Origin of the sequence: Mesorhizobium onobrychidis (assembly GCF_024707545.1) — a bacterium.
GTDB classification, from domain to species: domain Bacteria; phylum Pseudomonadota; class Alphaproteobacteria; order Rhizobiales; family Rhizobiaceae; genus Mesorhizobium; species Mesorhizobium onobrychidis.
Genome location: NZ_CP062229.1, coordinates 1,909,909 through 1,934,951 on the forward strand (window position 1 = coordinate 1,909,909; position 25,043 = coordinate 1,934,951).

Annotated in this window: 26 protein-coding genes; 14 read left to right on the plus strand and 12 right to left on the minus strand. The window is 63.2% G+C overall.

Annotation, left to right across the window (positions count from 1 at the left end; all coding sequences use genetic code 11):
• Positions 1–16: 16 nt before the first annotated feature.
• From IHQ72_RS09370 to IHQ72_RS09395, 6 genes are all read left to right on the plus strand, one after another.
• On the plus strand, positions 17–265 hold the full coding sequence (locus tag IHQ72_RS09370; protein ID WP_095496888.1) for a hypothetical protein: 249 nt from the start codon (positions 17–19) through the stop codon (positions 263–265).
• 106 nt (positions 266–371) lie between these two features.
• Positions 372–626, plus strand: a complete 255-nt coding sequence (locus tag IHQ72_RS09375) for a GlsB/YeaQ/YmgE family stress response membrane protein (RefSeq protein WP_095496887.1) — start codon at positions 372–374, stop codon at positions 624–626.
• Between the two features lie 26 nt (positions 627–652).
• On the plus strand, positions 653–799 hold the full coding sequence (locus IHQ72_RS09380; RefSeq protein ID WP_123151715.1) for a hypothetical protein: 147 nt from the start codon (positions 653–655) through the stop codon (positions 797–799).
• A gap of 207 nt (positions 800–1,006) precedes the next feature.
• Positions 1,007–1,396 (plus strand): hypothetical protein, encoded by a 390-nt coding sequence (locus tag IHQ72_RS09385; RefSeq protein ID WP_258122166.1) that lies wholly within the window; start codon positions 1,007–1,009, stop codon positions 1,394–1,396.
• Between the two features lie 451 nt (positions 1,397–1,847).
• A complete protein-coding gene (locus IHQ72_RS09390) occupies positions 1,848–4,103 on the plus strand; it encodes a transglycosylase domain-containing protein (RefSeq protein ID WP_258122167.1) in 2,256 nt (751 codons plus the stop codon).
• Between the two features lie 107 nt (positions 4,104–4,210).
• Positions 4,211–4,963: an SDR family NAD(P)-dependent oxidoreductase gene (locus IHQ72_RS09395; RefSeq protein ID WP_027153080.1), complete on the plus strand. Its 753-nt coding sequence runs from the start codon at positions 4,211–4,213 to the stop codon at positions 4,961–4,963.
• Between the two features lie 21 nt (positions 4,964–4,984).
• On the opposite strand, the gene IHQ72_RS09400 is transcribed toward IHQ72_RS09395, so the two are convergent.
• Positions 4,985–6,775 (minus strand): cation:proton antiporter domain-containing protein, encoded by a 1,791-nt coding sequence (locus IHQ72_RS09400; protein ID WP_258122168.1) that lies wholly within the window; start codon positions 6,773–6,775, stop codon positions 4,985–4,987.
• A 178-nt stretch (positions 6,776–6,953) separates the two neighbouring features.
• Positions 6,954–7,403: a baeRF12 domain-containing protein gene (locus IHQ72_RS09405; protein WP_258122169.1), complete on the minus strand. Its 450-nt coding sequence runs from the start codon at positions 7,401–7,403 to the stop codon at positions 6,954–6,956.
• 392 nt (positions 7,404–7,795) lie between these two features.
• Here IHQ72_RS09405 and cysG point away from each other — a divergent pair, with 392 nt between their 5' ends.
• The 6 genes from cysG to IHQ72_RS09435 all read left to right on the plus strand — a co-directional run bounded on the left by cysG (position 7,796) and on the right by IHQ72_RS09435 (position 13,328).
• On the plus strand, positions 7,796–9,247 hold the full coding sequence (cysG, locus tag IHQ72_RS09410) for a siroheme synthase CysG (RefSeq protein WP_258122170.1): 1,452 nt from the start codon (positions 7,796–7,798) through the stop codon (positions 9,245–9,247).
• Positions 9,244–9,549 (plus strand): DUF2849 domain-containing protein, encoded by a 306-nt coding sequence (locus IHQ72_RS09415; protein ID WP_258122171.1) that lies wholly within the window; start codon positions 9,244–9,246, stop codon positions 9,547–9,549. Before cysG ends, IHQ72_RS09415 begins: the two co-directional genes overlap by 4 nt.
• A gap of 46 nt (positions 9,550–9,595) precedes the next feature.
• Complete coding sequence (locus IHQ72_RS09420) at positions 9,596–11,266, plus strand: nitrite/sulfite reductase (protein WP_258122172.1); 1,671 nt, start codon at positions 9,596–9,598, stop codon at positions 11,264–11,266.
• A complete protein-coding gene (locus IHQ72_RS09425; RefSeq protein ID WP_095496871.1) occupies positions 11,241–12,005 on the plus strand; it encodes a phosphoadenylyl-sulfate reductase in 765 nt (254 codons plus the stop codon). The genes IHQ72_RS09420 and IHQ72_RS09425 overlap by 26 nt, the downstream gene beginning before the upstream one ends.
• Positions 12,006–12,033: 28 nt before the next feature.
• Positions 12,034–12,570 (plus strand): DUF934 domain-containing protein, encoded by a 537-nt coding sequence (locus tag IHQ72_RS09430; protein ID WP_258122173.1) that lies wholly within the window; start codon positions 12,034–12,036, stop codon positions 12,568–12,570.
• Positions 12,571–12,707: 137 nt separating this feature from the next.
• Entirely contained in the window at positions 12,708–13,328 is a 621-nt protein-coding gene (locus IHQ72_RS09435) for a DJ-1/PfpI family protein (RefSeq protein ID WP_023797428.1), read from the plus strand.
• A 44-nt stretch (positions 13,329–13,372) separates the two neighbouring features.
• On the opposite strand, the gene IHQ72_RS09440 is transcribed toward IHQ72_RS09435, so the two are convergent.
• Entirely contained in the window at positions 13,373–14,395 is a 1,023-nt protein-coding gene (locus tag IHQ72_RS09440; protein WP_258122174.1) for a fatty acid desaturase, read from the minus strand.
• Between the two features lie 134 nt (positions 14,396–14,529).
• Positions 14,530–14,766, minus strand: coding sequence for a hypothetical protein (locus tag IHQ72_RS09445; protein ID WP_258122175.1), 237 nt, complete (start codon positions 14,764–14,766; stop codon positions 14,530–14,532).
• Between the two features lie 239 nt (positions 14,767–15,005).
• Here IHQ72_RS09445 and grpE point away from each other — a divergent pair, with 239 nt between their 5' ends.
• The gene (gene grpE / locus IHQ72_RS09450) at positions 15,006–15,641 is read left to right on the plus strand and encodes a nucleotide exchange factor GrpE (protein WP_258122176.1); all 636 of its coding nucleotides are present in this window, start codon (positions 15,006–15,008) and stop codon (positions 15,639–15,641) included.
• Positions 15,642–15,774: 133 nt separating this feature from the next.
• Here grpE and IHQ72_RS09455 read toward each other — a convergent pair whose 3' ends face one another.
• Entirely contained in the window at positions 15,775–16,554 is a 780-nt protein-coding gene (locus tag IHQ72_RS09455; protein ID WP_258122178.1) for a cupin domain-containing protein, read from the minus strand.
• Between the two features lie 52 nt (positions 16,555–16,606).
• The gene (locus tag IHQ72_RS09460; RefSeq protein ID WP_258122180.1) at positions 16,607–17,197 is read right to left on the minus strand and encodes a TetR/AcrR family transcriptional regulator; all 591 of its coding nucleotides are present in this window, start codon (positions 17,195–17,197) and stop codon (positions 16,607–16,609) included.
• Between the two features lie 135 nt (positions 17,198–17,332).
• Between IHQ72_RS09460 and IHQ72_RS09465 the strand changes: the two genes are divergently transcribed.
• Positions 17,333–17,965 carry a trimeric intracellular cation channel family protein gene (locus tag IHQ72_RS09465; RefSeq protein ID WP_095520339.1) on the plus strand — a complete coding sequence of 211 codons (633 nt, stop codon included), beginning with the start codon at positions 17,333–17,335 and terminating at the stop codon, positions 17,963–17,965.
• Between the two features lie 86 nt (positions 17,966–18,051).
• Here the strand turns inward: IHQ72_RS09465 and olsB are convergent, their stop codons facing one another.
• From olsB to IHQ72_RS09495, 6 genes are all read right to left on the minus strand, one after another.
• Positions 18,052–18,927 (minus strand): l-ornithine N(alpha)-acyltransferase, encoded by an 876-nt coding sequence (olsB, locus tag IHQ72_RS09470; protein WP_258123787.1) that lies wholly within the window; start codon positions 18,925–18,927, stop codon positions 18,052–18,054.
• 176 nt (positions 18,928–19,103) lie between these two features.
• Complete coding sequence (locus IHQ72_RS09475) at positions 19,104–21,392, minus strand: hybrid sensor histidine kinase/response regulator (RefSeq protein ID WP_258122184.1); 2,289 nt, start codon at positions 21,390–21,392, stop codon at positions 19,104–19,106.
• Positions 21,393–21,503: 111 nt separating this feature from the next.
• Positions 21,504–22,493: an acrylyl-CoA reductase (NADPH) gene (gene acuI / locus IHQ72_RS09480; RefSeq protein WP_258122185.1), complete on the minus strand. Its 990-nt coding sequence runs from the start codon at positions 22,491–22,493 to the stop codon at positions 21,504–21,506.
• 52 nt (positions 22,494–22,545) lie between these two features.
• Positions 22,546–23,046 (minus strand): signal peptidase II, encoded by a 501-nt coding sequence (gene lspA, locus IHQ72_RS09485; protein ID WP_258122186.1) that lies wholly within the window; start codon positions 23,044–23,046, stop codon positions 22,546–22,548.
• Between the two features lie 8 nt (positions 23,047–23,054).
• Positions 23,055–23,912 carry a TrmH family RNA methyltransferase gene (locus tag IHQ72_RS09490; RefSeq protein WP_258122187.1) on the minus strand — a complete coding sequence of 286 codons (858 nt, stop codon included), beginning with the start codon at positions 23,910–23,912 and terminating at the stop codon, positions 23,055–23,057.
• Positions 23,913–24,959: an RsmD family RNA methyltransferase gene (locus IHQ72_RS09495; RefSeq protein ID WP_258122188.1), complete on the minus strand. Its 1,047-nt coding sequence runs from the start codon at positions 24,957–24,959 to the stop codon at positions 23,913–23,915.
• Between the last annotated feature and the right edge of the window lie 84 nt (positions 24,960–25,043).

The following is a 25,043-nucleotide window of genomic DNA, read 5'->3' on the forward strand; positions in this document are numbered from 1 at the left end:
TCCATGGAGGGATGAAATGGCTGCCAGAAAACCAATCGAAACAGCGCCCAAGGATGGCTCCAAGGTCACCGTCTACTGGAAGGACAGCGACGGCGTGATGAACGAATCCATCGCGCAGTACCGGTCGCTCGACCGCCTGAAGGCGGCCGGCGGCGACTGGGACGAGAACGACACCGGCTGGTGGGCGTATACGGACGGCCATACGCAAAGGAAGATCGAACCGATCAGCTGGCGGCCTGCATCCGGGGATGACGACGACGAATGACGCCGCTGGCGGCGCCGGCTCCTTTCCAATAGTTTGGCCCCTGTTGCAATCGGAGGTCGATTCGGAGCTTGCTGCTCCGCGGCCATTCGCTCAGGAGAGATCTGCAATGGGTACTGAGAGCCTGCTTGTCTTCATCATCATCGGCGCCATCGCCGGTTGGCTCGCCGGCCTGATGGTCAAGGGTTTCGGCCTCGGCCTTGTCGGCAATATCGCCGTCGGCATTGTCGGTGCCTTCATCGCCGGTTGGCTCTTCCCAAGGCTGGGGTTCGCCATAGGCGGTGGCATATTTGCCTCCATCATCCACGCCACGATCGGCGCGGTCATCCTGCTCGTGCTGATCAAGCTGGTGAAGCAGGCCTGATCCTCGAAGCACATCAAGGGCGCGCCATGAAACAGAACATGCTCTATCTCGTCATCGGCGCGCTCGTCGTCGTAGTCATCGCGCTCGGCGTCTATGTCTATCGCGAGCAAACCAGGCCGAAGGGCGTGGAACTCAAGATCGACGACAAAGGTATTTCGATCCAGCAGAACTGAGCGGCGTTGGGTTGGCACGGCAAAGGTGCCGATGACCTACCCCCCATCGGGTCGAAAATTGAGCGCCAAGGCAGGCCGCTCCATCCTTCGATGCACCCGGAGAGAAGCCAACCTGGATACGGAATGAGAGTGACGTATCGACACATCCGCGGTATGATCTTGGTACAGGGAGTTTGGGGCCAACCCACCTACTATTAGGAGGTTGCCATGAGGCACCAAACACTGGACCAACTGCATACGGTGGCAAAGGTACACAGAGACCCAACACCTCCTAGAATGGACCGAACCCAGCGTCTCGAACGTTGGTCAAAACTTCTAGAACGGCAGCCCAGCCGACTCCTTACCGCACTTATCGGGACCGAATATCGTTCGTCGCCGGAGCGCGAAATCATGCGTGGCGAAGGCTCGCCAATATCGGTTGCCTTCGAGGATCCGATTCTGCGCGATGAGGGGCTGAAAGACGACACTTATGGCGGAGCAAAGCGTTTCTTCGAATTGACTGACGATGAGCTCCACGAAATTGTCTGCTACTGCCATGTGGGCGAGACGATGCAATCATCCTGGGCAGCGCTTTCCGTTCGTGCTGCGATTGGCTAACGCATGATCCACCAAGGTGAATGATTTCGGCGACAAGGTCATGCGCAGATCCAATGGTTTAGAGCGCGATCGAACGCACTTTACCGATCGCGCTCTAATGACGAGCATAGATTGCGGTTACCTTGCTATGGGCGGTCCGCGCCGAACGACTGCGGCTGGGCAGTTGATGCCGAAATGCGAGAACGCTCCGCCGTCTCGCGATAGACGCCATTGTTGCCGACCGCCAGGAGCAAGGAACGGAGCGGTGACGTGCCGTAACGCATTGAATTAACTTTGAACCATTTAACCCGCCCTTAAATCGCCGCAACTACTCTTCACCCCGAACGCCATGGAGCGACGTGCGTCCGTTCGGACGCACAGAGTGCGCTCTACGACTTTGAAGCTTCGCATCGGCCCGAAAATTGCGAGTTTCGGGCCGATGCGATAGGCATCGGGACAGACAGCACAGCGCATGGCGAACCGCAGAGACAGCCGCATCGAACCGAGCTTCGAGGGACCGCCACGGGCGAAATCCTCGGCCGGTTTTTCGGTGAGCGAGGAGGATCGCGTCGTGCCGAGCAACCGGAAAACCTCTGCAAAGCGCCAATCGGCCAAGACAAAATCGTCGCGTCGAGGACGCGGCAAAAGCCGGCGCGGCCTGTTCGGCGTGCTCGGCCGGTTGGCCTACTGGTGCTTCGTTCTGGCCATCTGGGGCGGCATCGCCACCGCCGGCATCGTTGTCTATTACGGTGCGAAAATGCCGGCGGCCACCACCTGGGCCATTCCCGACCGCGCACCCAATATCAGGATCGTCTCCGTCGACGGAAAGCTGCTTGCCAATCGCGGCATGAGCGGCGGCGAAGCCGTCGGCCTGCATGAAATGTCGACCTATATTCCCGAGGCCGTCATCGCCATCGAAGATCGCCGCTTCTATTCGCATTTGGGCATCGACCCGATCGGTCTGTCCAGAGCCATGGTGGCCAACGTTCTCGGCGGGCGTTTTTCGCAGGGCGGCTCGACGCTGACCCAGCAATTGGCGAAAAACCTGTTCCTGACACCCGATCGCACGCTGGAACGCAAGGTGCAGGAAGTGCTTTTGGCGCTGTGGCTCGAGCACAAGCACACCAAGGACCAGATCCTCGAAATGTATCTCAACCGGGTCTATTTCGGCTCCGGCGCCTATGGTGTCGAAGCGGCCTCCCGCCGCTATTTCGGCAAGGGCGCGCGTGATGTCACATTGCCCGAAGCCGCACTCCTCGCCGGCCTGTTGAAGGCGCCGTCGCGACTGTCTCCGGCGCGTGACCCGAAGGCGGCCGAGCAGCGCGCGCAGCTCGTTCTCGCCGCCATGCGCGACGAAGGCAAGATCAGCGCCAAGGAACTGACCACGGCGATGACCGCGCCGGCGTCGCGGGTGGCATCCTACTGGACGGGCTCGGAAAACTATGTCGCCGACACCATCGTGGAAGAACTGCCCGACCTGATCGGCGACGTGCGCGGCGACATCATCGTCGACACCACCGTCGACCTCACGCTGCAGAAGCTCGCCGAACAATCGATCCGCCGGCTGATCGACGGGAGCGGCAAAAAGCTCAATGCCAGCCAGGGCGTGCTGGTGTCGATAGACAATTCCGGCGCGGTACGTGCCATGGTCGGCGGCTATGATTATTCGACCAGCCAGTTCGACCGCGCCTCGGAGGCGCGCCGCCAGCCGGGCTCGGCGTTTAAGCCCTTTGTTTACATGGCGGCGCTGGAGGCCGGCCGTACGCCCGACAGCGTGCGCAATGACGCGCCGATCAGAATAGGCAAATGGACGCCAACCAATTACGGCGGCAAGTATTTCGGCAAGGTGACGCTGGCGACGGCGCTGGCGAAATCGCTGAACTCGGTCGCCGCCCAGCTGACGATGGAAGTCGGACCTGACGCCGTCGTCGAGGCGGCGCATCGCATGGGCATCCAGTCCGACCTCACGGCCAACACCTCGATCGCGCTCGGCACCTCTGAAGTGACGCCGCTTGAATTGACGTCGGCCTATGTCCCCTTCGCCAATGGCGGCCACCGGCCGGACGTCCATTTTATCCGCCGCGTGACGACAGCCGGCGGCAAGGTGCTCTACGACAACAATGGCGGCGGCGCCCCGCGCGTCGTCAAGCCCGAGATCGTCGGTATGATGAACTCGATGATGACCGGCACTGTCGAAATCGGCACTGCCAGGAAGGCGGCCTTTGCCTGGCCGGCCGCCGGCAAGACCGGCACCAGCCAGAATTCGCGCGACGCCTGGTTCATCGGCTATACCGCCAATCTCACCACCGGCGTCTGGTTCGGCAATGACGATGGCAGTCCGATGAAGAAGGTCACCGGCGGCGCGCTGCCGGCGCAGGCCTGGCATGAATTCATGGTCGCCGCGCATGAAGGCGTGCCGGTGCGGCCGCTGCCTGGAACATGGAGGTCGACGCCTGCGGATACGATCGTGCAGGACGAAATACCGTCCAACACGCCGCAACCGGCGCCGGTACCGTCCGCTTCGGTCAGCCAATCCGCGCCGTCCGCCCAAAAAGCGTCATCGCCTCGCGCTGTGCGTCCAGCCGAAACGGTCGATGGCGGCGGCTTCGGCATGCCGGGCGGTGACAGCAACACCGCATCGATCAAGCGCCCGGTGCCGCCCGGTGATGTCGGCGGCCCGGTCAAGAAGCGGCAGACCTCCATCCTCGACATCCTCACCGGCGGCTGACCCCCCCTCGTCATCGATGCCGTGTTCCGCTACATCTCCGGGTTAAAAGTGCTAGAGCGTACTTTGTGCGTCCAAAAGGGACGCACGTCGCCCTAGAGAGACCGCGAATGGCTGAGACCGACACCAGAAAGACCATCGTGCTGACCGGCGCCAGCCGCGGCATCGGCCATGCCACGGTCAAGCGCTTTTCGCGCGAAGGCTGGCGCGTCATCACCTGCTCGCGCCAGGCCTTTGCCGAGGACTGCCCGTGGCCGGCCGGTCCGGAAGACCACATCAAGGTCGATCTGGCCGACCAGGAGGATGTCGGCATCGCGATCTCGGAAATCCGCCATCGGCTGGAAGCGCATGGCGGCCAGCTTCATGCGCTGGTCAACAATGCCGGCATCTCGCCGAAGCTCAAGGACGGCAACAGCCGCATGAATTCGATCGACACGCCGATGCACGTCTGGCGCGACGTGTTCCAGGTCAATTTCTTCGCACCGATCATGCTGGCGCGGGGATTATTTAGGGAATTGGCGTCGGCCAAAGGCTCGATCGTCAATGTCACCTCGATCGCCGGCACCCGCGTGCACCCCTTCGCCGGCACCGCCTATGCGACGTCGAAGGCCGCGCTCGGCTCGCTGACGCGCGAAATGGCGCATGATTTCGGCCCGCACGGCATCCGCGTCAACGCCATCGCACCCGGCGAGATCGACACGGCGATCCTGTCGCCCGGCACGGAAAAGATCGTCGAGACGATTCCGCTGCGGCGGCTGGGAACCACGGCCGAAGTCGCCGACATCATCTTCTTCCTGTGCTCGCAGCAGGCGTCCTATGTGACGGGCTCGGAAATCCACATCAATGGCGGCCAGCACGTGTGAGCGAACGCCGGCGACCGAGGGCTAAGTAATCGGTGCTTTCGGGTCTTCGGCCCCCTCTGCCTTGCCTTCCATCACCTCTTCCACAATCCCCCGCGCGATCTCGCGCTCACCCATGATGACGGTGTCGGCTCCGAGCCCCTTGAGATGCTCGACCTCGGCATCGGAATGGGCGCGGGCAATGACGTTGATCTTCGGGTTGGCGGCGCGGGCGCGCAGCACGATCTGTCCCGCCTCGAAGGCGTTGGGGATGGCGAGGATCAGCCGCTTCGCGCCCTCGGGATTGGCTGCGGCGAACACCTCGCTATTCGCCGCATTGCCGGATACGGTTTCGATGCCGTCGTCCTTGAGCTTCGCCAGCGTCTTGTCGGCATCCTCGATGACGAGGAAGGGCAGGGCGGCCTCCTTCAATGACGCGCCGACGAGGCTGCCGACACGGCCATAGCCGACCAGGATGGAGTGGCCGGTAAGCGCTGTGCTGGGCGGCGGGCCGTCCTCTTTCACCGGTGCCGCAACCGAAGCCAGTCGGCCTGGCTCCGTGGCGGGGCCGATCGGCTTTGCCTCATCGAGCGGCGCCATCTTGCCGGGGCGCCTTTCCAGCCAGGGTTTCATCCAGTCGACGGCAAGGAACATCAGCGGGTTGAGGACGATCGACAGGATAGCACCCGCGAGGATCAGGTCGCGTCCTTGTTCGGGCAGCAGCTTCAGCCCGACGCCGAGCTCGGCCAGAATGAACGAGAATTCGCCGATCTGGGCAAGGCTTGCCGAAATCATCAACGCGGTCGCGATCGGATAGCGGAAGGCGACGACGATGACGAAGGCAGCCAGCGATTTGCCGATGACGATGATAGCCAGTGTCGCCAAGATCGGCCAGCCATTGCTGACCAGGCTGAACGGGTCGAACAGCATGCCGACCGAAACGAAGAACAGCACGGAAAAGGCGTCGCGCAGCGGCAGCGATTCCTCGGCCGCCCGATGGCTGAGTTCGGATTCGCTCATGATCATGCCGGCGAAGAAAGCGCCCAGCGCCAGCGAGACGCCGAATAGCTTGGCCGCGCCGAAGGCGACCCCGAGAGCGATGGCCAGCACCGCCAGCCGGAACAATTCACGCGACCCGGTATGGGCGACGTAGTGCAGGATCCAAGGGATGACACGGCGGCCGACCACCAGCATGACGACGACAAAGGCGGCGACCTTGGCCAGCGTGATGCCGACGATACCCCAAACGCCGTAGCTCGCCGGCAGCAACAGCAGGCCGCCGCTGTGGATCTCCACCTGCTCCTGACCGCCCAGCACACCGGCCAGCGCCGGCAAAAGCACCAGCGCCAGCACCATGGCCAAATCCTCGACGATCAGCCAGCCGACGGCTATGCGGCCACGCTCGGTCTCGATCAGCCGCCGTTCCTGCAAGGCACGCAACAGCACCACGGTCGAGGCGACGGATAGCGCCAGCCCGAACACCAGCCCCGCGCCCATCGACCAGCCGAGCATCCAGGCAAGGACGGCGCCGAGCGCTGTCGCGAAGCCGATCTGCACGATGGCGCCGGGCACGGCGATGGCGCGGACCGACAACAAATCCTTCAACGAGAAATGCAGGCCGACGCCGAACATCAACAGGATCACGCCGATTTCGGCGAGTTCGTTCGCGAGGCCGGCATCGGCGACGAAGCCCGGCGTGTTCGGCCCGACCAGCACGCCGGCGATGAGGTAGCCGACCAGCGGCGGGATACGGAAGCGATTGGCAAGCGCGCCGAAGACGAAAGCCAGCCCCAAACCGGCGACGATGGTGGCGATAAGGGGCGTGTCATGCGGCATGGTCTATGGAGCGCCTTTCAAAAATCACGATGTCGGATATGCGCCGCCAAAAAGCAGCCGCCTTTGCAATATGGCGGCTCGGATGGCCGCGAGGCAACCCGCAAATGCCATGAATCGACGACAAGGGTGGCAGAAGGCGAGCCGCCTCGGGGCTGGCTAGCGCGCCTGATGCCAGCGATCAGGCCGCCTGCAGCAGGTTCTCGATGTCGACGATGGTGTGGTTGGTCAACGTCTTCGGAATTTCCACTGTGATTTTCTCGGTGACTTCCTTGTGCAGTTTTCGACGCATGTCGCCCAGCACCTGCGGCGGGGCGATCAGCACCATCTCCTTGAAGGCGCCGCGATGCGCGAGCTTGTACAGCCGCTCGGCAATTTCGTCGGCAAAACGCTCCTTACCGAGACGGTGCCAGTCAGTGTCCTCGACTGCGCTGCGGTGGACGGACGGGCCGTCGCTGTAGCGGCCGGGGCGGTCCGAACCTTGCTCTCGCGTCGCCGGATTCGCCTGTTCCATCTCCTGCACGACCTGAAGGTCGGGATATTGGGTGTCGCCACGGTTCTCGAGGAACAGCGCCTTCTCGCCGTCGGCCACCACGATCCACAGTCCGCGTTTCAGCTTGAGGTTGTTCACGGAGCGCTCCTTTTTCCTGTTTTTCATGGTTTTTAGGCCCGTCTCTGGAGCCATTGCGGCAGCTGAACAGCCAGGCTCGGATTCGCAGGGCAAACGCGCGCCGAGGCAGGAATGTTCCGGTGTTCTGCGCATCGCAGCTTTAGTCTACTTAATTAGTAGAATTTAGAAAAAAGTGTTTTGTAATACATCTCGCTTGTCGCTAAAACGGCCGCAGATCAAGGCTCGCAACAGCGGCTTGGATCCGCTCCACTCGTGGGTGTGGAATTTTTTTCTCCTGCCTTTGGTGCTTGCGGAAAAGCGATTGCTTCGCACGAAGCGATGCGCGAGTGCGTTCCTTCTGCTTTTTCGCGCCCGCGCGTAAAACCGACAGCGTATTCAGGATTCCACTCGCCATGCCGCAGGCCACCCCCAAGCTTAACGCCTTTCCCGTCTTCATACGGGTCGAGGGCGAAGCCGTGGCCATCGTCGGCGGCGGCGAGGAGGCTCTGGCCAAGGCACGGCTGATCGGCCAGTCGAGCGCCGCGCTGCGCATCGTCAGCGATGCCGCCGAGGCCGAGTTGCTGGCCTTCATCGCCGCGAATGGCGCCATCCACATTGCTGCCGCCTATGATGCCGCGCATCTCGAAGGCGCGGTGATGGTGTTTGCCGCCAGCGGCAATGAGGCGCTCGACCGACGCGTTGCCGAAGATGCGCGCCGGCTGGGCATTCCGGTCAATGCAGTCGATCGGCCGGAGCTGTGCGATTTCTTCACCCCGGCGCTGGTCAACCGCGCGCCGGTCGCCATTGCCATCGGCACGGAAGGGGCGGGCCCGGTGCTTGCCCAGATGCTGCGCAGCCGCATCGACCGCATGCTGTCGCCGTCGCTCGGGCCGCTTGCTTCGCTTGCTGCCTCGTTGCGCGGCACCGCTGAGAGATTGCTGCCGAAAGGCAATGCCCGCCGGCGCTTCTGGAGCGACTTTTTCGGCGGCGCACCGGCTCGCGCCATGGACGCCGGCCAGCTTTCGCAGGCGCATGACGCCGCCGTCGACCTGTTGCTTTCGAACGCGCCGGCATCGGGTCACATTGCCCTGGTTGGCGCGGGTCCCGGCGCCGAAGACCTGCTGACGCTGCGCGCCCACCGCCTGCTGATGGAAGCCGATGTCATCGTCCATGATGCGCTGGTGCCGGAGGCGATCGTCGCCATGGGCCGTCGCGACGCCGAGCGTCTGCCGGTGGGCAAACGCAAGGGCTGCCATACCAAGAGCCAGGCCGAAATCAACGCGCTGCTGATCGAACTCGGCCGCGACGGCAAGCGCGTCGTGCGGCTGAAATCCGGTGATCCGCTGGTGTTCGGGCGGGCGGGCGAGGAAATGGCAGCGCTGCGCGATGCCGGCATCGCCTACGAGGTGGTTCCGGGCGTCACCGCGGCCTTCGCCGCCGCCGCCGATTTCGAGCTGCCGCTGACGCTGCGCGGCGTGTCGTCGTCGATGGTGTTCACCACCGGCCACGACCTCAAGGGAAATTCGCTGCCCGACTGGGCCAAGCTCGCCATTTCCGGCGCCACGGTCGCCGTCTATATGGGCCGCTCGGTCGCCGCCGAAGTTGCCGGCCGGCTGATCGAGGCCGGCCTGTCGCCGGATACGGCGGTCGCCGTGGTCGAGAATGCCAGCCTTGCCAACCGCCGCCGGTTCCACGGCACGCTCGCCGACCTGCCGTCGCTGGAGGTCCGCGCCGACCTTACCGGCCCGGTCATGACGATCATCGGCGATGCGGTTGCCGGCGCCAACTTTGAACGTTCCGAGCCGCTCGCGGCACACAGGCATGAAGGCGCGGCCCAAACAGCCGCCGAAGGAGCTGAACGATGAAAGTTCTGACCGCAAACCGCCTGACCAATGGCGAAGCCGTCTGGTACGCCAATGGCGGCTGGGCCGAGATCATCGACAATGCCGATCTCGCCCATGACAAGGCGGCTGAAGACCGGCTGGAGGCAATCGGTGCCATGGCCTACGCCAACAACGAAGTGGTCGACGTCAATCTGATCGACGTGACCGTCGCCAATGGTGTGGTCGAGCCGGTGCGGCTGCGCGAAAAGATCCGCGCCGCCGGCCCAACCAACCGCAACGATCTGGGCAAGCAGGCCCGCCCGGAAGCCGCCCGGGTGGCGTAAACGACCACATTGATGAAACGGGCGGACGCGCCCGGAGAGGCCAGACATGTACCGTTACGATGAGTTCGATCACGATTTCGTCCAGGCCCGCGTCGCCGAGTTCAGCGATCAGGTCACGCGGCGGCTTGCCGGCGAGATCACCGAGGATCAGTTCCGGCCGCTGAGGCTGATGAACGGCGTCTACCTGCAGTTGCACGCCTACATGCTGCGCATCGCGGTGCCTTACGGCACGCTGAACAGCAAGCAGTTGCGCATGCTCGGCCACATCGCACGCAAATACGACAAGGGCTACGGCCACTTCACGACGCGCCAGAACATCCAGTTCAACTGGCCGGCGCTGTCGGACATTCCGGCGATCCTGGCCGATCTGGCGAGTGTGGAAATGCACGCCATCCAGACCAGCGGCAACTGCATCCGCAACGTCACCGCCGACCACTTCGCCGGTGCCGCGGCCGACGAGGTGGCCGATCCGCGTCCTTATGCGGAAATCCTGCGCCAATGGTCGTCGGTGCATCCGGAGTTCTCGTTCCTGCCGAGAAAATTCAAGATCGCGGTGACCGGCGCCGAGCGCGACCGCGCCGCCATCCAGACGCATGACATCGGCCTGCATTTGAAGAAGAACGCTGGCGGCGAACTCGGTTTTGCCGTCTATGTCGGCGGCGGTCAGGGCCGTACACCGATGATCGCCAAGAAGATCCGCGACTTCCTGCCCGAGGCGGACCTTCTGTCCTACTGCACGGCGATCCTGCGCGTTTACAACCTCTACGGCCGCCGCGACAACAAATACAAGGCACGCATCAAGATCCTCGTCCACGAGACCGGCGTCGAGGAGATCACCCGTCAGGTCGAGGCCGAATGGCAGGAGCTGAAGGATGCGGATCTAAAGCTGCCGGAAGCCGACATCCGCGCCATCGATACCTATTTCGCGCCACCGGCTTTGACCGACCGGCCGGAAGGCGACGAGGCGGTCAAGCTTGCTCGTCTCGATTCGAAGAGCTTTTCGGAATGGCTCGACCAGAACGTGGTGACCCACCGCCATCCCGATTATGCCGCCGTGACGATCTCGCTCAAGGGCATCGGCGAAGCGCCGGGCGACGCCTCCGACAGCCAGATGGAAGCGGTCGCCGACCTTGCCGAAAAATATGCCTTCGACGAGTTGCGCGTCAGCCATGAGCAGAACCTGATCCTGCCGCATGTCGCGCGCGCCGACCTCAAGGCGGTCTATGACGCGCTGGTCGACATCGGACTGGCGACTGCCAATTCCAACCTGATATCAGACATCATCTCGTGCCCTGGCCTCGATTATTGCGCGCTGGCCACGGCGCGTTCCATTCCGGTGGCGCAGGAAATCTCGCTTCGTTTCGCCTCGCTCGAGCGGCAGCGCGAGATCGGCGAATTGAAGCTGAAGATTTCCGGCTGCATCAACGCCTGCGGCCATCACCATGTCGGCCATATCGGCATCCTCGGCGTCGAAAAGAAGGGCGCCGAACTCTATCAGGTCACGCTCGGCGGTTCGGCCGACGAGAACACCTCGGTCGGCGAGATCATCGGCCGCGGCTTCAGCTCGGCAGAGATCACCGACGCCATCGAACAGATCGTCGAGACCTATCTAGGGCTTCGACTGGACAGAACCGAAAAATTCATCGACGCCTACCGCCGTGTCGGTCCCGCGCCGTTCAAGGAGGCGCTCTATGCTGGCGAAGCCAAGGCCGCTTGATCGTATCGTCGACGTCGAGGCCGGTATCGCCGCCGAAGCGGCGGGGCTCGATGCGCTCTATGGTCATCTGAAGCCGCTGGAGATCATCGAGCGGTCGGCCCAGGAATTCTTTCACGGTGAAATCGCCGCGGTTTCGTCGTTTGGCGCGGATTCGGCAGTGCTGCTGCACATGATCGCCAAGATCGACCGGACGCTGCCGGTGATCTTCCTCGACACCGGCAAGCACTTCGAGGAGACGCTCGGCTATCGCGACGCACTCGTTGCCGATTTCGGGCTGACCGACATCCGGGTGATCACGCCCGAAGAAGCGGCACTCGAACGGATCGATCCGACCGGCAATCTGAACGAGACCGACACCGACGCCTGCTGCGGTGTTCGCAAGGTTGAGCCATTGGCGCGCGGCGTCGAGCCGTTCCGCGCCTGGTTCACCGGGCGCAAGCGTTTTCAGGCGACGACGCGGGCGTCCCTTCCGGTGTTCGAGGCGGTCGGCTCGCGCATCCGCATCAATCCGCTGGCGCATTGGACGACCGCCGACCAGGCCAACTATATGCGCGCGCATGCGCTGCGTGAGAATCCGCTGGTCGCCTATGGCTATCTGTCGATAGGTTGCTTCCCGTGCACGCAGCCGGTGCAGCCGGGCGATGACGCGCGCAGCGGCCGCTGGGCAGGGCACGCCAAGACCGAGTGCGGCATCCATTTGTCGGGGCTGGAGAAGTCGCTGACCGACGCATCGCTTTAGGATCTTTTTTGAGCTTTAGGAATTTTCGATGACCGAACTGACGCCAGAGACTGTTACCCGCCTCTGGACCCCGACGGGTTTTAGCGAGGACGAGTGGAGCCATGCCGAGAGTGCCGACGCACTGTCCGGCAATGGCCGCTTCATCCTGCCATTGCAGGCGTTTCTCGACCTCGATTCGGCGGTGCGCCGGTCGGCGAAGGAGCGCCTCGGCGTGCTGCTTCAGCCCGGCGATCAGCTCGAAAAGATCGCGGAGCTGCTCGACCAGATATCGCTGGTGGCGCTGGCCTTCCCGGCTTTCAGTGACGGCCGATCCTTCTCCAAGGGCGAACTGCTGCGCAGCCGCTATCGTTTCGAGGGCGCGGTCCGCGCCACGGGACAGGTCCTGGTCGACCAGCTTCCGCATATGCTGCGCCTCGGCTTCGACGAGTTCGAAGTGTCGCACCCGGTGCTTTTGAAACGGCTCGAGGAAGGCCGCACCGGCGGCCTGCCGCTGTATTATCAGCCGACCGAGAAGCCGGAGGCCAAAGGCCCTAAATATTCCTGGCGGCGGGTGCGCGCCGGCTGATCGCCTGCGAGAGCAGATCGCCGCATCTGGTCGGACCACCTTGCAGATTCAGTCTTTTATTTTCGGTGCCCTGCCCTTAGGATAGGCTTATTATTTCGTGCTCCGAAATAAATATCGCCGCTAAGGGAGGAACCGGAATGGCTGGTAAGAAAATATTGATGCTCGTTGGCGAGTTCAGCGAGGAATACGAGATTTTCGTCTTTGAACAGGCCATGCATGCGGTTGGCCACACTGTCCATGTCGTCTGCCCTGACAAGAAGGCGGGCGATATCTTGAAGACGTCGCTGCACGACTTCGAGGGCCACCAGACCTATACGGAAAAGCTCGGCCACGACTACATCCTCAACAAGACCTTTTCCGAGGTGAATCCGGCCGAATACGACGCCGTCTATGCGGCGGGCGGGCGCGGCCCGGAGTATATCCGCATCGACAAGCGCGTGCAGGCGCTGGTGCGGCATTTCCACGAGACCGGCAAGCCGATCTTCACCATCTGCCATGGCGCGCAGATCCTGATGGCGGTCGACGGCGTGCTGCGTGGCAGGGAAGTCGCGGCGCTGCAGTATTGCGAGCCGGAAGTCACGCTCGCCGGCGGCACCTACATCGATGTCGCGCCGACCGGCGCTCATGTCGACGGCAATCTGGTTTCGGCCAAGGGCTGGCCGGGGCTCGCCGCCTTCATGCGCGAATGCCTGAAGGTGCTCGGCACCGAAATCCGCCACGGCGAGATCCTGATGCGCGACGAACGCAAGGCGGCTTGAGCCAGGTCTTCGAAAACCGCCGCACCTGTGGTGCGGCGGTGCGTTTACGCAGTCATCCGCGCTTCGCGAAACGACACCAGCTTGCTGCGGCTCTCATCCCACAGCGCCAGCTTGACGCAGCGCAGGCTGTCGAGAAGCGTGACGCGACCGATTTCGCGCAGTTCCGGATAGTCCCTCAGGACCTCCTGCAGTCGATAGCACGGCACCTTGGCGGAGAGGTGGTGCACGTGATGGACGCCGATATTCCCGGTGAACCAGTTCAGTACCGGCGGCAGGTCATAATAGGACGAGCCGTGCAGGGCGGCGTGCTGAAACTCCCATTCGGAGTCCTTTGCCCACTCGGTCTCTTCGAACTGGTGCTGGACGTAAAACAGCCAGATGCCGGCGGAACCGGCCAGAACGACGATGGGTAAGTGGACAACCAGGAACGCTTCGAGGCCGACGAACCAGACGAGGGCGGCGGCGGCGACCGCGATGGCCACGTTGGTGGCCATTGAGGACACCCAGGGCGTGAGGCCGCCTCGCATCATGCCGACCGGCAGTCTCTGCTCAAAGATGAAAAGCCAAATGGGGCCGAGGCCGAACATGACGAGCGGATGGCGATAGAGACGATAGGCAAGGCGGCCCCGCCAGGACATTTGCCGATATTCCGCGACGGTCAGCGTCTTGATATCGCCCGTGCCGCGCTCATCGAGATTGCCGGCGCTGGCGTGATGGGTTGCGTGGGCACGCCGCCAGCAATCGTAGGGCGTCAAGGTCAGGATGCCCAGGCCGCGGCCGATCCAGTCGTCGGCGGTGCGGTTGGCGAAGAAGGAACCGTGGCCGCAATCGTGCTGGATCATGAAGATCCGCACCAGAAAGCCGGCGGCCGGAAGGATGAGGATCAGACCCCACCAATGGCCATGGGCATAGGCAGCCGAGGACAGCGCCCACAGCGTGGCAAAGGGAATGAGGGTGATGGCAAGTTCGACGGCGCTGCGCCGCCTGTCAGGTTTCTTGTAGCGCGCCAGGATTTTCAACCAAGCACGTTTGCTGTTCGCCACAGCTTCGGGGGAAATCATGTTCATCAGGAAGCATAGACGGACCATTCCGACGCCGCAAGGCAGGCATCACGCAGAGTTACTGCGCGTAATTGTCGCGCGACGCGCAAGGTGCTGCAAAGGCATGCCGGTGGCACGCAACGACAGGCTAATGTGTTGGTCTATCGCCCGCTGCCACCGGCGGCTACGCTGCTTTCGATGCCGTCCAGGCGGTCTAGCAATTCCTTGAAACGATCGGGAATGTCGTTCTCCGTCCGGAACGCCGGCAACGCGCGCAGAAAGTGCATCGTTGCCTCGGTGCCGAACTGGCGCCTGATGCCGGCCGCGAGCCTTTCACGTCTTTCGTCATTGTTGCGGGCGCCATTCTTGTTACGGTCGCCATCGTTGCGGGTCATCATCTCAAAATCCTGTGTCGGCTTCGAAACTCTTCCAGCAGACGAATGGTTCCCCCCATCGCAGCATCTTGGCAAGCAAAGCCGGCGGTTACAGTAAAATTTGAATTAATATCGAAAGGTCTTCATGATGCGTCGTCGAAGCGCGAGCGGCCGCTCCAGTATCGCTTGCCACTTGATTTTTGGCCGCCAAACCTCGATATCGGGCACAAAATCCACATCATTCGAAATGACGGGAAACGGCGATGAGCGACCAGGCAAAAGACGAACGCGCGCCCGAGGATATCGAAGCGGCTGAGGCCGCCGCCGAGCGCTCGGAAGGCAGCGTCGACGGCGACTATGAAGCGCTTGTGCGGCTGTTGAAGGAAAACGAAGAGCTGAAGGACCGCGCACTCCGTGTCGCGGCCGAGATGGAGAATCTGCGCCGCCGTACCGCCCGTGACGTGCACGACGCGCGTGCCTATGCGGTTGCCAATTTCGCCCGTGACATGCTGTCGGTGTCGGACAATCTGCGCCGCGCGCTGGATGCGATTCCGGCTGAGGCCAAGGCGTCGGGCGATGCCGGCTTCAAGGCGCTGATCGAGGGTGTCGAGCTCACCGAGCGCGCCATGCTATCGGCGCTCGAGCGGCACGGGGTGAAGAAGCTCGAGCCGGAAGGCGAGAAATTCGACCCGAATTTCCACCAGGCGATGTTCGAGGTGCCTAATCCGGGGGTGCCGGCAAATACGGTGGTCCAGGTCGTGCAGCCGGGCTATTCGATCGGCGAGCGGGTGCTGCGGCCGGCCATGGTCGGTGTTGCCAAAGGCGGTCCCAAGCATGTGGCTGGTGAAGCGCCGGTCGAGCCAGGGCCGGTGAATGAGCAAGCTGAGAAGGATGCGTGAACGGGGAATAGTGCGCCATTCGGTAGCAAGGGGCCACCAAAGGCTTAAGGCATGATCGTCCCCGAAACCTGTCCGGCGTCAGGGACGATCAACAGTCCGCCGCCACTTTTGCCGTGCAACGCTTGCCACGCCTTCAGCCAAGCAGTTCACACCCATAGCGCCTGACCACATCGGGAAATGTCTCCATGTCCGGCATTCCTACGCGGGCCGGAGGGATGCGCCAGTCATCGGCAGGCACACTGGTCGCCCTCACAAGCTCCTCGAAACCAGCGGGCGTGAAGAGGAACAGCATCCGTGCCGGCCCATGCTTGACCATATAGCGGTGCGGCACATCGCGTGGCGCAAAGAGAAACGAACCGGGCCTAGCCATGATCTTGCTGCCCCCGATCTCGAACTCGATCTCACCTTCCATCACCTGGAATGACTCGTCCTCGCGATGGTGGACATGCAGCGGCGCCTCGCCTTCGTTCTCGAGCACTTCGACCAGCGTGAACTGGCCCGCCGTCTGGGTTGCTGTCGCCTTGATCACCGCCAGCGAACCAAGCCACCAGCGCGCCTCTCCTTCCAAGGCGTGACTGCAAAAGGCGTGGGGGATCCTCCTGCCAGCTTCGCCGCCAGCCACGGCCGCCACAGAATGGTAGCCGACCTTGATCGAGGCGGAATTCACCATCGAGCAATAGTTTTTGATGCCGGGCAGGGTGGACCAGACCTCGCCAGCCGCCTTGCCGCTGTCCATGTCCGCCCATTCGAACATCTCCGTCCAGCCTCCCTCGGATTTGAGGAGGCGACGATTGATGAAACCCTTGAGCTTCCGCACCTCGTCATTCACTTCATCCCTGGTCTGCAGGAACATCTGCTCGGTGAATCCGGGCTTCAATGCAAATTCGGTGACTTCAACGACATTCGTGTTCATGACTTCCTCCTTCGCTATCTGGCCTTTGTGTCGCCCCCCGCATTCTGTTCGTTCAAGACGTGCTCGTTCGGCCTTTGCCCTTGAGCCAGCAGAGCGCCATTCCCGTTGCCGTTTCGGCGGCTAGATCCACCGTCGTGCCGCGTATCCGCATGGCGTTGAACGTCGGAAAGTCGAACAGGAAGCTGATTGCCTGAACGACGTCATCGCCGGGATCGACCTTCGCCAGCGCCTCTCGCACGAATCCGGCCACCATGTTCCGAAGGTATTCTTCCCATTCCCGCATGGCCGGAAGCTCGCGCTCGCGCAGGTCGCTTTCGAGATGCCGTCCGCCACGGTGGTAGAAGGCGAACAGCTCGTTGGCGACTCGGCGCAACCGTTCTTTAGGGTCCGTCGCCCCGCCGATTATCTCCGTCATCGATTCGGGCGACGGAGGACGCAGACGCTCCATCAGCACTTCGCCGCACGCCGGCACCAGGTCATTCAGGGTAGGAAAATGCTTGTAGACGGTGCCAACGGCGACATCGGCTTCCGTTGCGATGTCCTTCCAGGTCGTGCCGAAGATGCCGTTCTGGGTGTGCAGCTTGATTGTGGCGTCGAGAATGCGCTGCCTCGTCTTGGCGAAGGCGGCATTCCGGGATCTCATGCTGTAGCGGCGAGGGGACATAGACGTCCACACAAATAATTGAATGAACTATTCAATCATTTAATTCGTTTTGAGTCAATCCGGTTTCGCGGGAGCCACTCGCTATTCCCCACTCACTATTTCATTATTCGCCCCATGAACCCGATTGAGCTTCTCGACTATGCCGGTGTCGCCGTCTTCGCGGCGACCGGTGCGCTGGCCGCCTCGCGCAAGCAGCTCGACATTATCGGTTACCTGTTCTTGGCCAGCGTCGCCGGCATCGGTGGCGGCACGTTTCGCGACGTCATCCTCAACGTGCCGGTGTTCTGGGTCGGAAACCGCGACTATGTGCTGATCTGCGCGGCGGTGGCGGTCTTGGTCTTCTTCAGCGCACACCGTGTGGAATCCCGCTACAAATTGCTGCTCTGGCTCGACGCCATCGGCCTTGCCGCCTTTTCGGTGATGGGCGCGGCCAAGGGGCTGGCGATCACCGGCTCGCCGGCGGTTTCGATCGTTACCGGCATGCTCACCGCCACCCTTGGCGGCATTCTTCGCGATCTGTTGACCGGGGAGCCTTCAGTGCTGTTGAGACCGGAGATCTACGTTACCGCAGCACTTGCGGGCGCCGCTCTCTACACGCTTGGCGATTTCGCCGGGCTGCCCCCGCTCGCCTCGGGCCTGGCAGGCTTCATGGCTGCTTTCTGCGTGCGTGGCGGCGCGCTCAAATTCGGCTGGGCCTTTCCGTCCTACAAGAGCAGGCCTGGTCGGCGACCGGAAGATATTCCATGAAATGAGAGCGAGTAGCGAATAGGGATGACAATCTGCAGCGAATTGGCGGAACTCCCGCTACTCCCTATTCGCTACTCACTGGAGTCTCACGCGGCGAAACGCTGGGTTTCCCCGCCATAATAATTGACGTAGCGGGCGCCGATCTCCTGGACCGGCATCACCACAAACACGTCGACCGTCGAGAATTCGCGGTCGATGACGCAGCCGTCGCCGATGCGCGCGCCGACGCGCAGATAGCCCTTGACCAGCGGCGGCATTGCCGCGATCGCGGCCTTGGCATTGACCGCCTCGATCGGCATCAAATCCATGGAACAGTAGCGCCCGGCGACCGCACGCACGTCCCAGGCCGAATTCGTCCGGCAGTGATGGGCGAGATAGGTCAGCGCTTCGGCGTGCGCCGCCGGCACGGTGCCGTGGAACGAAGCGCAACCGGTCATCACGCCGATCCCGTAATGGTTGATATAGGCCCAAATACCTTGCCAGAGCGCCTCGATGGTGCGCTTCGAGCGGTATTCCGGCAAGACGCAGGAGCGGCCGAGCTCGAGGAAACGCTGGCCGGGGTGGCGGGCGATAAGATTGGTCAGTTCGAACTCGCCCTCGGAATAGAAGCCGCCGGCCGCTGCCGCGATTTCCTGCCGCAGCAGGCGGTAGGTACCGACAATGCGGCGATGCTCGGGACCGGACAGCGAGGTGTCGAAGACGAGCAAATGATCACAAAGCGGATCGAAATGGTCGGCGTCGCGGCGGTCCTGCACCTGGAACAGGTTCTTCCTGGCACCAAGCTCGTCATAGAACACCCGGTAGCGCACTTCCTGCGCGGCGGCGATCTCGGCCTCGTTGCGGGCGAGCCGCACTTCGAGGTTGCCGATTCGGCCGAGCGCTTCGCCTTTTATGACGGCATCGACGTTTCGCCCGGTGAGTAAAGCACCACTGGCGTTCGGCCGAGCGTCACGTTCCGGCATAACTGTATGCACGAGTGATTCTCCTTCGAGCCATCCCTCTTGGCACGGGGATACGGTGTAGGTGCAACAGGATTGTGACAGTACCGTGATACGGTGCTACGGGCAATACTTCGTCGGCTGGGTAATCCTTCAACCGGCTATGTTACGCAAGGAAGCCAGGAAGGACAGCCGGCGGATCAGGCGGCCACCTGGCCCTCGATCGCATGGACAAGCGCGTCGGGGTCGAGCGGCTTGGTGACGAAGCCGCTGGCGCCATGGGCAAGCACCGCGTGGCGCGTCGTTTCCTGGCTGTCCGCCGAAAGCACCATGATTGGAACCGGCGGCACGGCGGTTTCCTCCTCGTGCCGGCGGATGGCGGCGATGGCGTCCAGCCCGTCCATGACAGGCATGTGCAGGTCCATCAGCACCACGTCGAAGCGGTGCTTGTGACCGGTCCCAGTGACGGCCTCGACGGCGGCCTTGCCGTTGCCGACCACTTTCACGCGATGCCCGGCCTTCAGCAGAGTGGCACGGGCAAGCATGGCGTTGATGTCGTTATCCTCGGCGATCAGCACGGACAGCCCCTGCCTGCGGCCGCCAATGGCACGGACGGATGGTGCGCCGGGCTTTTCCGGCTGTGGCTGGGTGAGGGCGGGCACGCTGCTGGTCAAAAGCACGCGCAGCAACGTCTCGCCGCGCACCGGCCTTGCCAGGAAGGTGGCGTAGCCGCTGGCGCGGAACTCGCCCAGCATCCCGCGGTCGGTGGGCGCGATCAGCGTGATCGCCTCGCAGGCGGCAAAGCCGCTCTGGCGAAGGCGTTTGAGCAACCTGCCGTCGCCCTCCTCCATGGCCGCATCGACCAGAAGCACGTCGCAGCCTTCTGCGAAGGACGCTGCCTGGGCGGCGGTCGCGGCCAGATCGACCATGCCGCCATTGGCACGGATGGTGCGGGCGATGGCGTCGGCCTCGATGGCGTTCTTCGACAGGATCAACGCGCGCCGTCCTGACAGCGCATTCAGCCGGGTCTGCGGCGGCTCGGTGGCCGATATTGCAGGGATTTCGAAGACGAACTCGGAGCCTTGGCCGAGCCGGCTCGATACCGAAATCGTGCCGCCCATGGCGATCACCAGGCGCCTGGAGATGGCAAGACCGAGCCCGGCGCCGCCATGCGCGCGGGTCGACGTGCCATCAGCCTGTTCGAATTCCTCGAAGATGCGCTCCATGTCGTCCTCGTGCAGGCCGGGACCGGTGTCGGCGACGGTGAAGCATATGCGGTCGGTGGTTTCGGTGCGGGTACGAGCGATGCTCACCAAAACGCCGCCGCTGTCGGTGAACTTGATCGCGTTGCCGATCAGGTTGAGCAGCACCTGCCTGACCCTTCCCGGATCGGCGGTGATCATCTGCGGCACGTCGGGTTCGACATGGGCGCCAAGGCCGATATTCTTGGCGAAGGCGCGCGCAGCCAAGAGTTCGACGACGTTGTCGGCGATCTCGCGCACCGACATTGGCTGCGGTTCGGGATCGAAGCGGCCGGCCTCGATCTTGGAATAGTCGAGCAGATCCTCGATCAGCGCCAGCAGTGCGCTGGCCGAGGTCGAGACGGCGCCGACATAGGTCCGTTGTTCGGGCGAGAGATTGGTGTCCGCCAGCAGCCTGGCCATGCCCATGATGCCGTTCATCGGCGTGCGGATCTCGTGGCTGACAGTGGCGAGGAAGCGCGATTTGGCCTGGCTTGTATATTCGGCTCGCTCACGGGCGGTGATCAGCGACGATTCGGCGTGCTTGCGGGCGGTGATGTCGCGGGCGATGGCGCGATGCGAGGCGCCGCCGTTCTCCTTATCGCGCACGGACAGTTCGATCCATGAGAACCAGCGCGGGCCAGCCGGCGTGCGAATGGCGACGTCGGTGGAGCTCAGGCATTCGTGGTCGGAAAAAGCGGCATCGGGAACGATGCCGACGTCGATGCCGAGTTCGGCAAGGGTCCTGCCGGCAAGGTCGCGCTGATCGGCTCCGACAAGATCGGCGAAAACCTTGTTGGCATAGACGATGTGGCCGTCACGGTCGCGGTGGACGACGAGATCGCCAAGCGCGTCGATCAGCCCGCGAAAGCGTTCCTCGCTCTCCTGCATCTCCCACATGCGGTCGGCCAGGGTCTCGACCTCGGCGCGGCTGCGAGCTGCGGTCTCGCCAAGGAGGGCAACCGTACGACGCTCCTTGCGCCTGGCACGCAGATGCACGGCGAGACCGGCCATGCCAGTCGCCAAAAGGCCGAAAGTGATGAGGATCGGCGCTCCGGTCAGATGCGACAGACCTGCCAGCACGACTATGGCGACGAGCGTCAGGAACGGCAGGCCTTCGCGATTGGCGGCGGGCAGTTCGGGCGCCAGTGGCGGCGCTGCGATATGCTGCCGTCTTGGCGACTCCGGGCCGATCTCGTCGACGCTTTCGGCGCTCTCCGTTTCTCTGATGCCGGATTCCGTGACCATGCGGAAACCCTTGCCAGACAGAGATTATGGAAAATTGCGGCAGATCGTTCGAATTTTATCGGTCGCGCGGTTTTTTGCCTTCCTTTCGCGCAAAACGGCAGACGACAGAACTCACATATCCACCACCACGCGGCCACGGATCTTGCCCTCGACGATGTCGTGCGCGGCGTCGATGATGCCGTCAAAGCCAATGGTCGTGGATAGGCTGGCGAGCTTCTGGAGATCGAGGTCCGTGCCGATGCGGCGCCACGCCTCCAGACGGACCGCTTTTGGCGCCATCACCGAATCGATGCCGAGCAGACAAACGCCGCGCAAGATGAACGGGGCGACGCTCGCCGGCAGATCCATGCCGCCTGCCAGGCCGCAGGCGGCGACGGCGCCGCCATAGGAGGTCATCGAAAGGACGTTGGCCAGCGTGTGACTGCCGACCGCATCGACGCCGCCGGTCCAGCGTTCCTTGGCGAGCGGCTTTGCAGGCTGGGCAAGCTCGTCGCGCGAGATCACTTCCGCAGCACCCAGGTCGATCAGATAGGGGCTTTCAGCGCTGCGGCCGGTCGAGGCGATGACATGATAGCCGAGGCTGGACAGGATCGAGACCGCGACCGAGCCGACGCCGCCGGCCGCGCCCGTCACCACCACCGGGCCGCGATCGGGGACGATGCCGTGCCGTTCCAGCGCGATGACGCAAAGCATGGCGGTGTAGCCGGCGGTGCCGATCGCCATGGCATCATGCGGGCTCATCCCCTGAGGCAGCGGCACCAGCCAGTCGCCGTTGACACGGGCACGCTCGGCATAGGCGCCAAAATGCGTCTCGCCGACGCCCCAGCCGTTCAATATGACCTTGTCCCCCTTGCGCCAGTCGGCATGGGAAGACGAGACGACAGTGCCGGCGAAGTCAATGCCCGGCACCAATGGCCAGCGGCGGATAACCGGCGCCTTGCCTGATATGGCGAGGCCGTCCTTGTAGTTCACCGTCGTCGCCTCGACAGCGACGGTGACATCGCCTTCCATCAGGTCGGTCTCGGTGAGGTCGGTCACCGCGACCGACTGCTTCTTCTCGGCATCGCGCGAAACGAGAATGGCTTTGAAGGTTTCGGGCATGTCTTCTCCTCGGGCTTTTCGAATGGCCACTGTATGGCGGCAGAGGGCCAGGTCAATCGCTTGAGGGTTTGGCCTCGCGCCGCCAACCGATGAGTTCGTCGAAGACGACCACCACCGCGCCGATCGCGATGAAGGCGTCGGCGAGGTTGAAGATGGCAAACGACCATACCGGGGTGTGGAACAGGATGTAGTCGATCACGTGACCATAGGTAACGCGGTCGAACAGATTGCCGAGTGCGCCGCCGACGATCAGCGCAAAGCCGATGCGGGTAAGCACGTGGCCGGGCGGGGTGCGGGCCGCGAGATAGAGCACGAAAGCGACGACGAAAGCGGCGATGACCACCAGGCCGGTGTCGCCGAAGGAAGAAAACATCGAGAAGGCGATGCCGGTGTTGTAGGTGCGATACAGCGCCAGGAATGGCACAAGATCGACCTTTTCCTGGAAGGCGAGACCGGTCTCGACCAGGTATTTCACCCACTGGTCGAGCGCTATCGCGGCGGCGACCAGCAGGGCGTAGGGGAACCATGATTTTGCCGTTGGGGATTTGACCATTTGGGATGTCACGGTTTGGCGTCCTCCGGGGAAAGTTTCAGCGCGCCGCGCCGGATCTCGAACAGCATGATGCCGGTGGCCACCGCGAGATTGAGCGAATCGGCCCGGCCGGCCTGCGGAATCCGCAGCAATCTGTCACAGCTTTCGGCCATGCTTTCGGGCAGGCCCTGCTGTTCGTTGCCCATCATCAGCAGCACCGGGCCTTTGGAAAAGTCGACCGAGCGGTAATCGACCGCACCCTTCAGATGTGTCCCGGCAACGAGGCCAGGAAAGCCTTTTCGCCACGCAAGGAAGGTTTCCGGCGTCGCCTTGGCGACCGGCACCGCGAAGATCGAGCCCATCGTGGCGCGCACGGTCTCGACGGAAAAAGGATCGGTGGTCTCGCCGACCAGGATGATGCCCTTGGCGCCAACGGCATCGACGGTGCGGATGACGGTGCCGAGATTGCCGGGGTCGCGCACGCGGTCGAGCGCCACCCAGACGTCGCCGTCTCGAGCGCGGATGTCCTTCAGCGGCAGGAATTTCTGCGAAAAGATGCCGACCACCATTTGCGGGTTATCGCGGCGGGTGATGGCGACGAGCACTTTTTCCGAAACTTCGAGCACGGTGCCGCCGGCGGCAACCGTGCGCGCCGCGACCTTTTCGACTGCAGCGTTGCCGCGTCCGGACTTGGCGAAGACCAGCGTCCGGATCGACCAGCCGAGGTCGAGCGCGTCGATGACCAGCTTCAGCCCCTCGGCCATGAAGGCGTTCTGCTGGTCGCGGAATTTCTTCAGGGAGAGCGCCTTGATGTCCTTGATCAACGGATTGGCGAGGCTGGTCACTTCCTTCACCTGCCCTGGCGCGCCGGCGTGCCGCTCGCTCATTCAGGCCACCCAGCGTGAGAACAGCGACGTAGACAGCGCCCGGCCGGCGGATTTCTCGCGGATGATCAGTTCGCCGGATTCGACCGTGCCGCCCATGCCGGCAAATGTGTCGCGCATCAAGGCATGGATGGCGAAGAAGGAGGCGCGGATCGAATAGGCGGTCAGCACGACAGCAAGCGGCTTCGGCGTCAGGATCGAGCGGCAGAGGTCGGTCAGATCAGGCAGGTCCTCGAACAATTGCCAGACCTCGCCCTTGGGGCCACGGCCATAGGCGGGCGGATCGAACAGGATGATGTCGTAGCGGCTGGCGCGGCGCTCCTCGCGCTCGGCGAATTTCATGGCGTCGTCGATGATCCAGCGGATCGGCTTTTGCGACAGGCCCGCCATCTCCTGGTTCTCCCTGGCCCAGCCGATCGCCTTCTTGGACGCATCGACATGGGTGACCTCGGCGCCGGCGCGCGCCGCCACCAGCGAGGCAAGGCCGGTATAGCCGAACAGATTCAGCACCTTGACCGGTCGCTTCGCCGCCGCGATCAGCCCGGCCATGTGGTCCCAGTGCGAGGCCTGCTCGGGGAAGACGCCGACATGGCGAAACGAGGTGAAGCGGCCGAGATAATCGATTCCGTCATGCTTCATCGGCCAGGTCTCGCCGAGCGGCGTCTTGGGGAAGCGCCAGCGGCCGATGCCTTCCTCGTCGGTGTCGCCGGTGAAAATGGCGTCGGCGCGGTCCCAGTCTTTGGCCGGCAACGCTTTTTGCCAGATCGCATGGCCTTCGGGCCGGACGATGCGATAGGGCCCGTACTGCTCGAGCTTTTGACCGGCGCCGCTGTCGAGCAGCGCATAGTCGGCGTTGGGCGCCACTTCGAGGATCAGCGGCAGGTGTTCGGCGGGCAGGGCGCCGTCGCGGCGGGAAAGGACGCGCGGCGCGGCTTTCGGCTCGGTGCGGTTGCCCGATGCTGTGCCGGTCCCGCGCTGCGCCTGTTCCGCCCCGCCCTTTGCGAGCTGATGCGAGCGGCTGTCGCGGCGTTTGTCGCGAAAAGGTTTCAAGAAGAGCATCTCCGGGGCGACTTGGCCCGCTTCTGCCACAGCACATTCACCGGTGCAACAAACGCGGTCGCTGGACATTTCCGA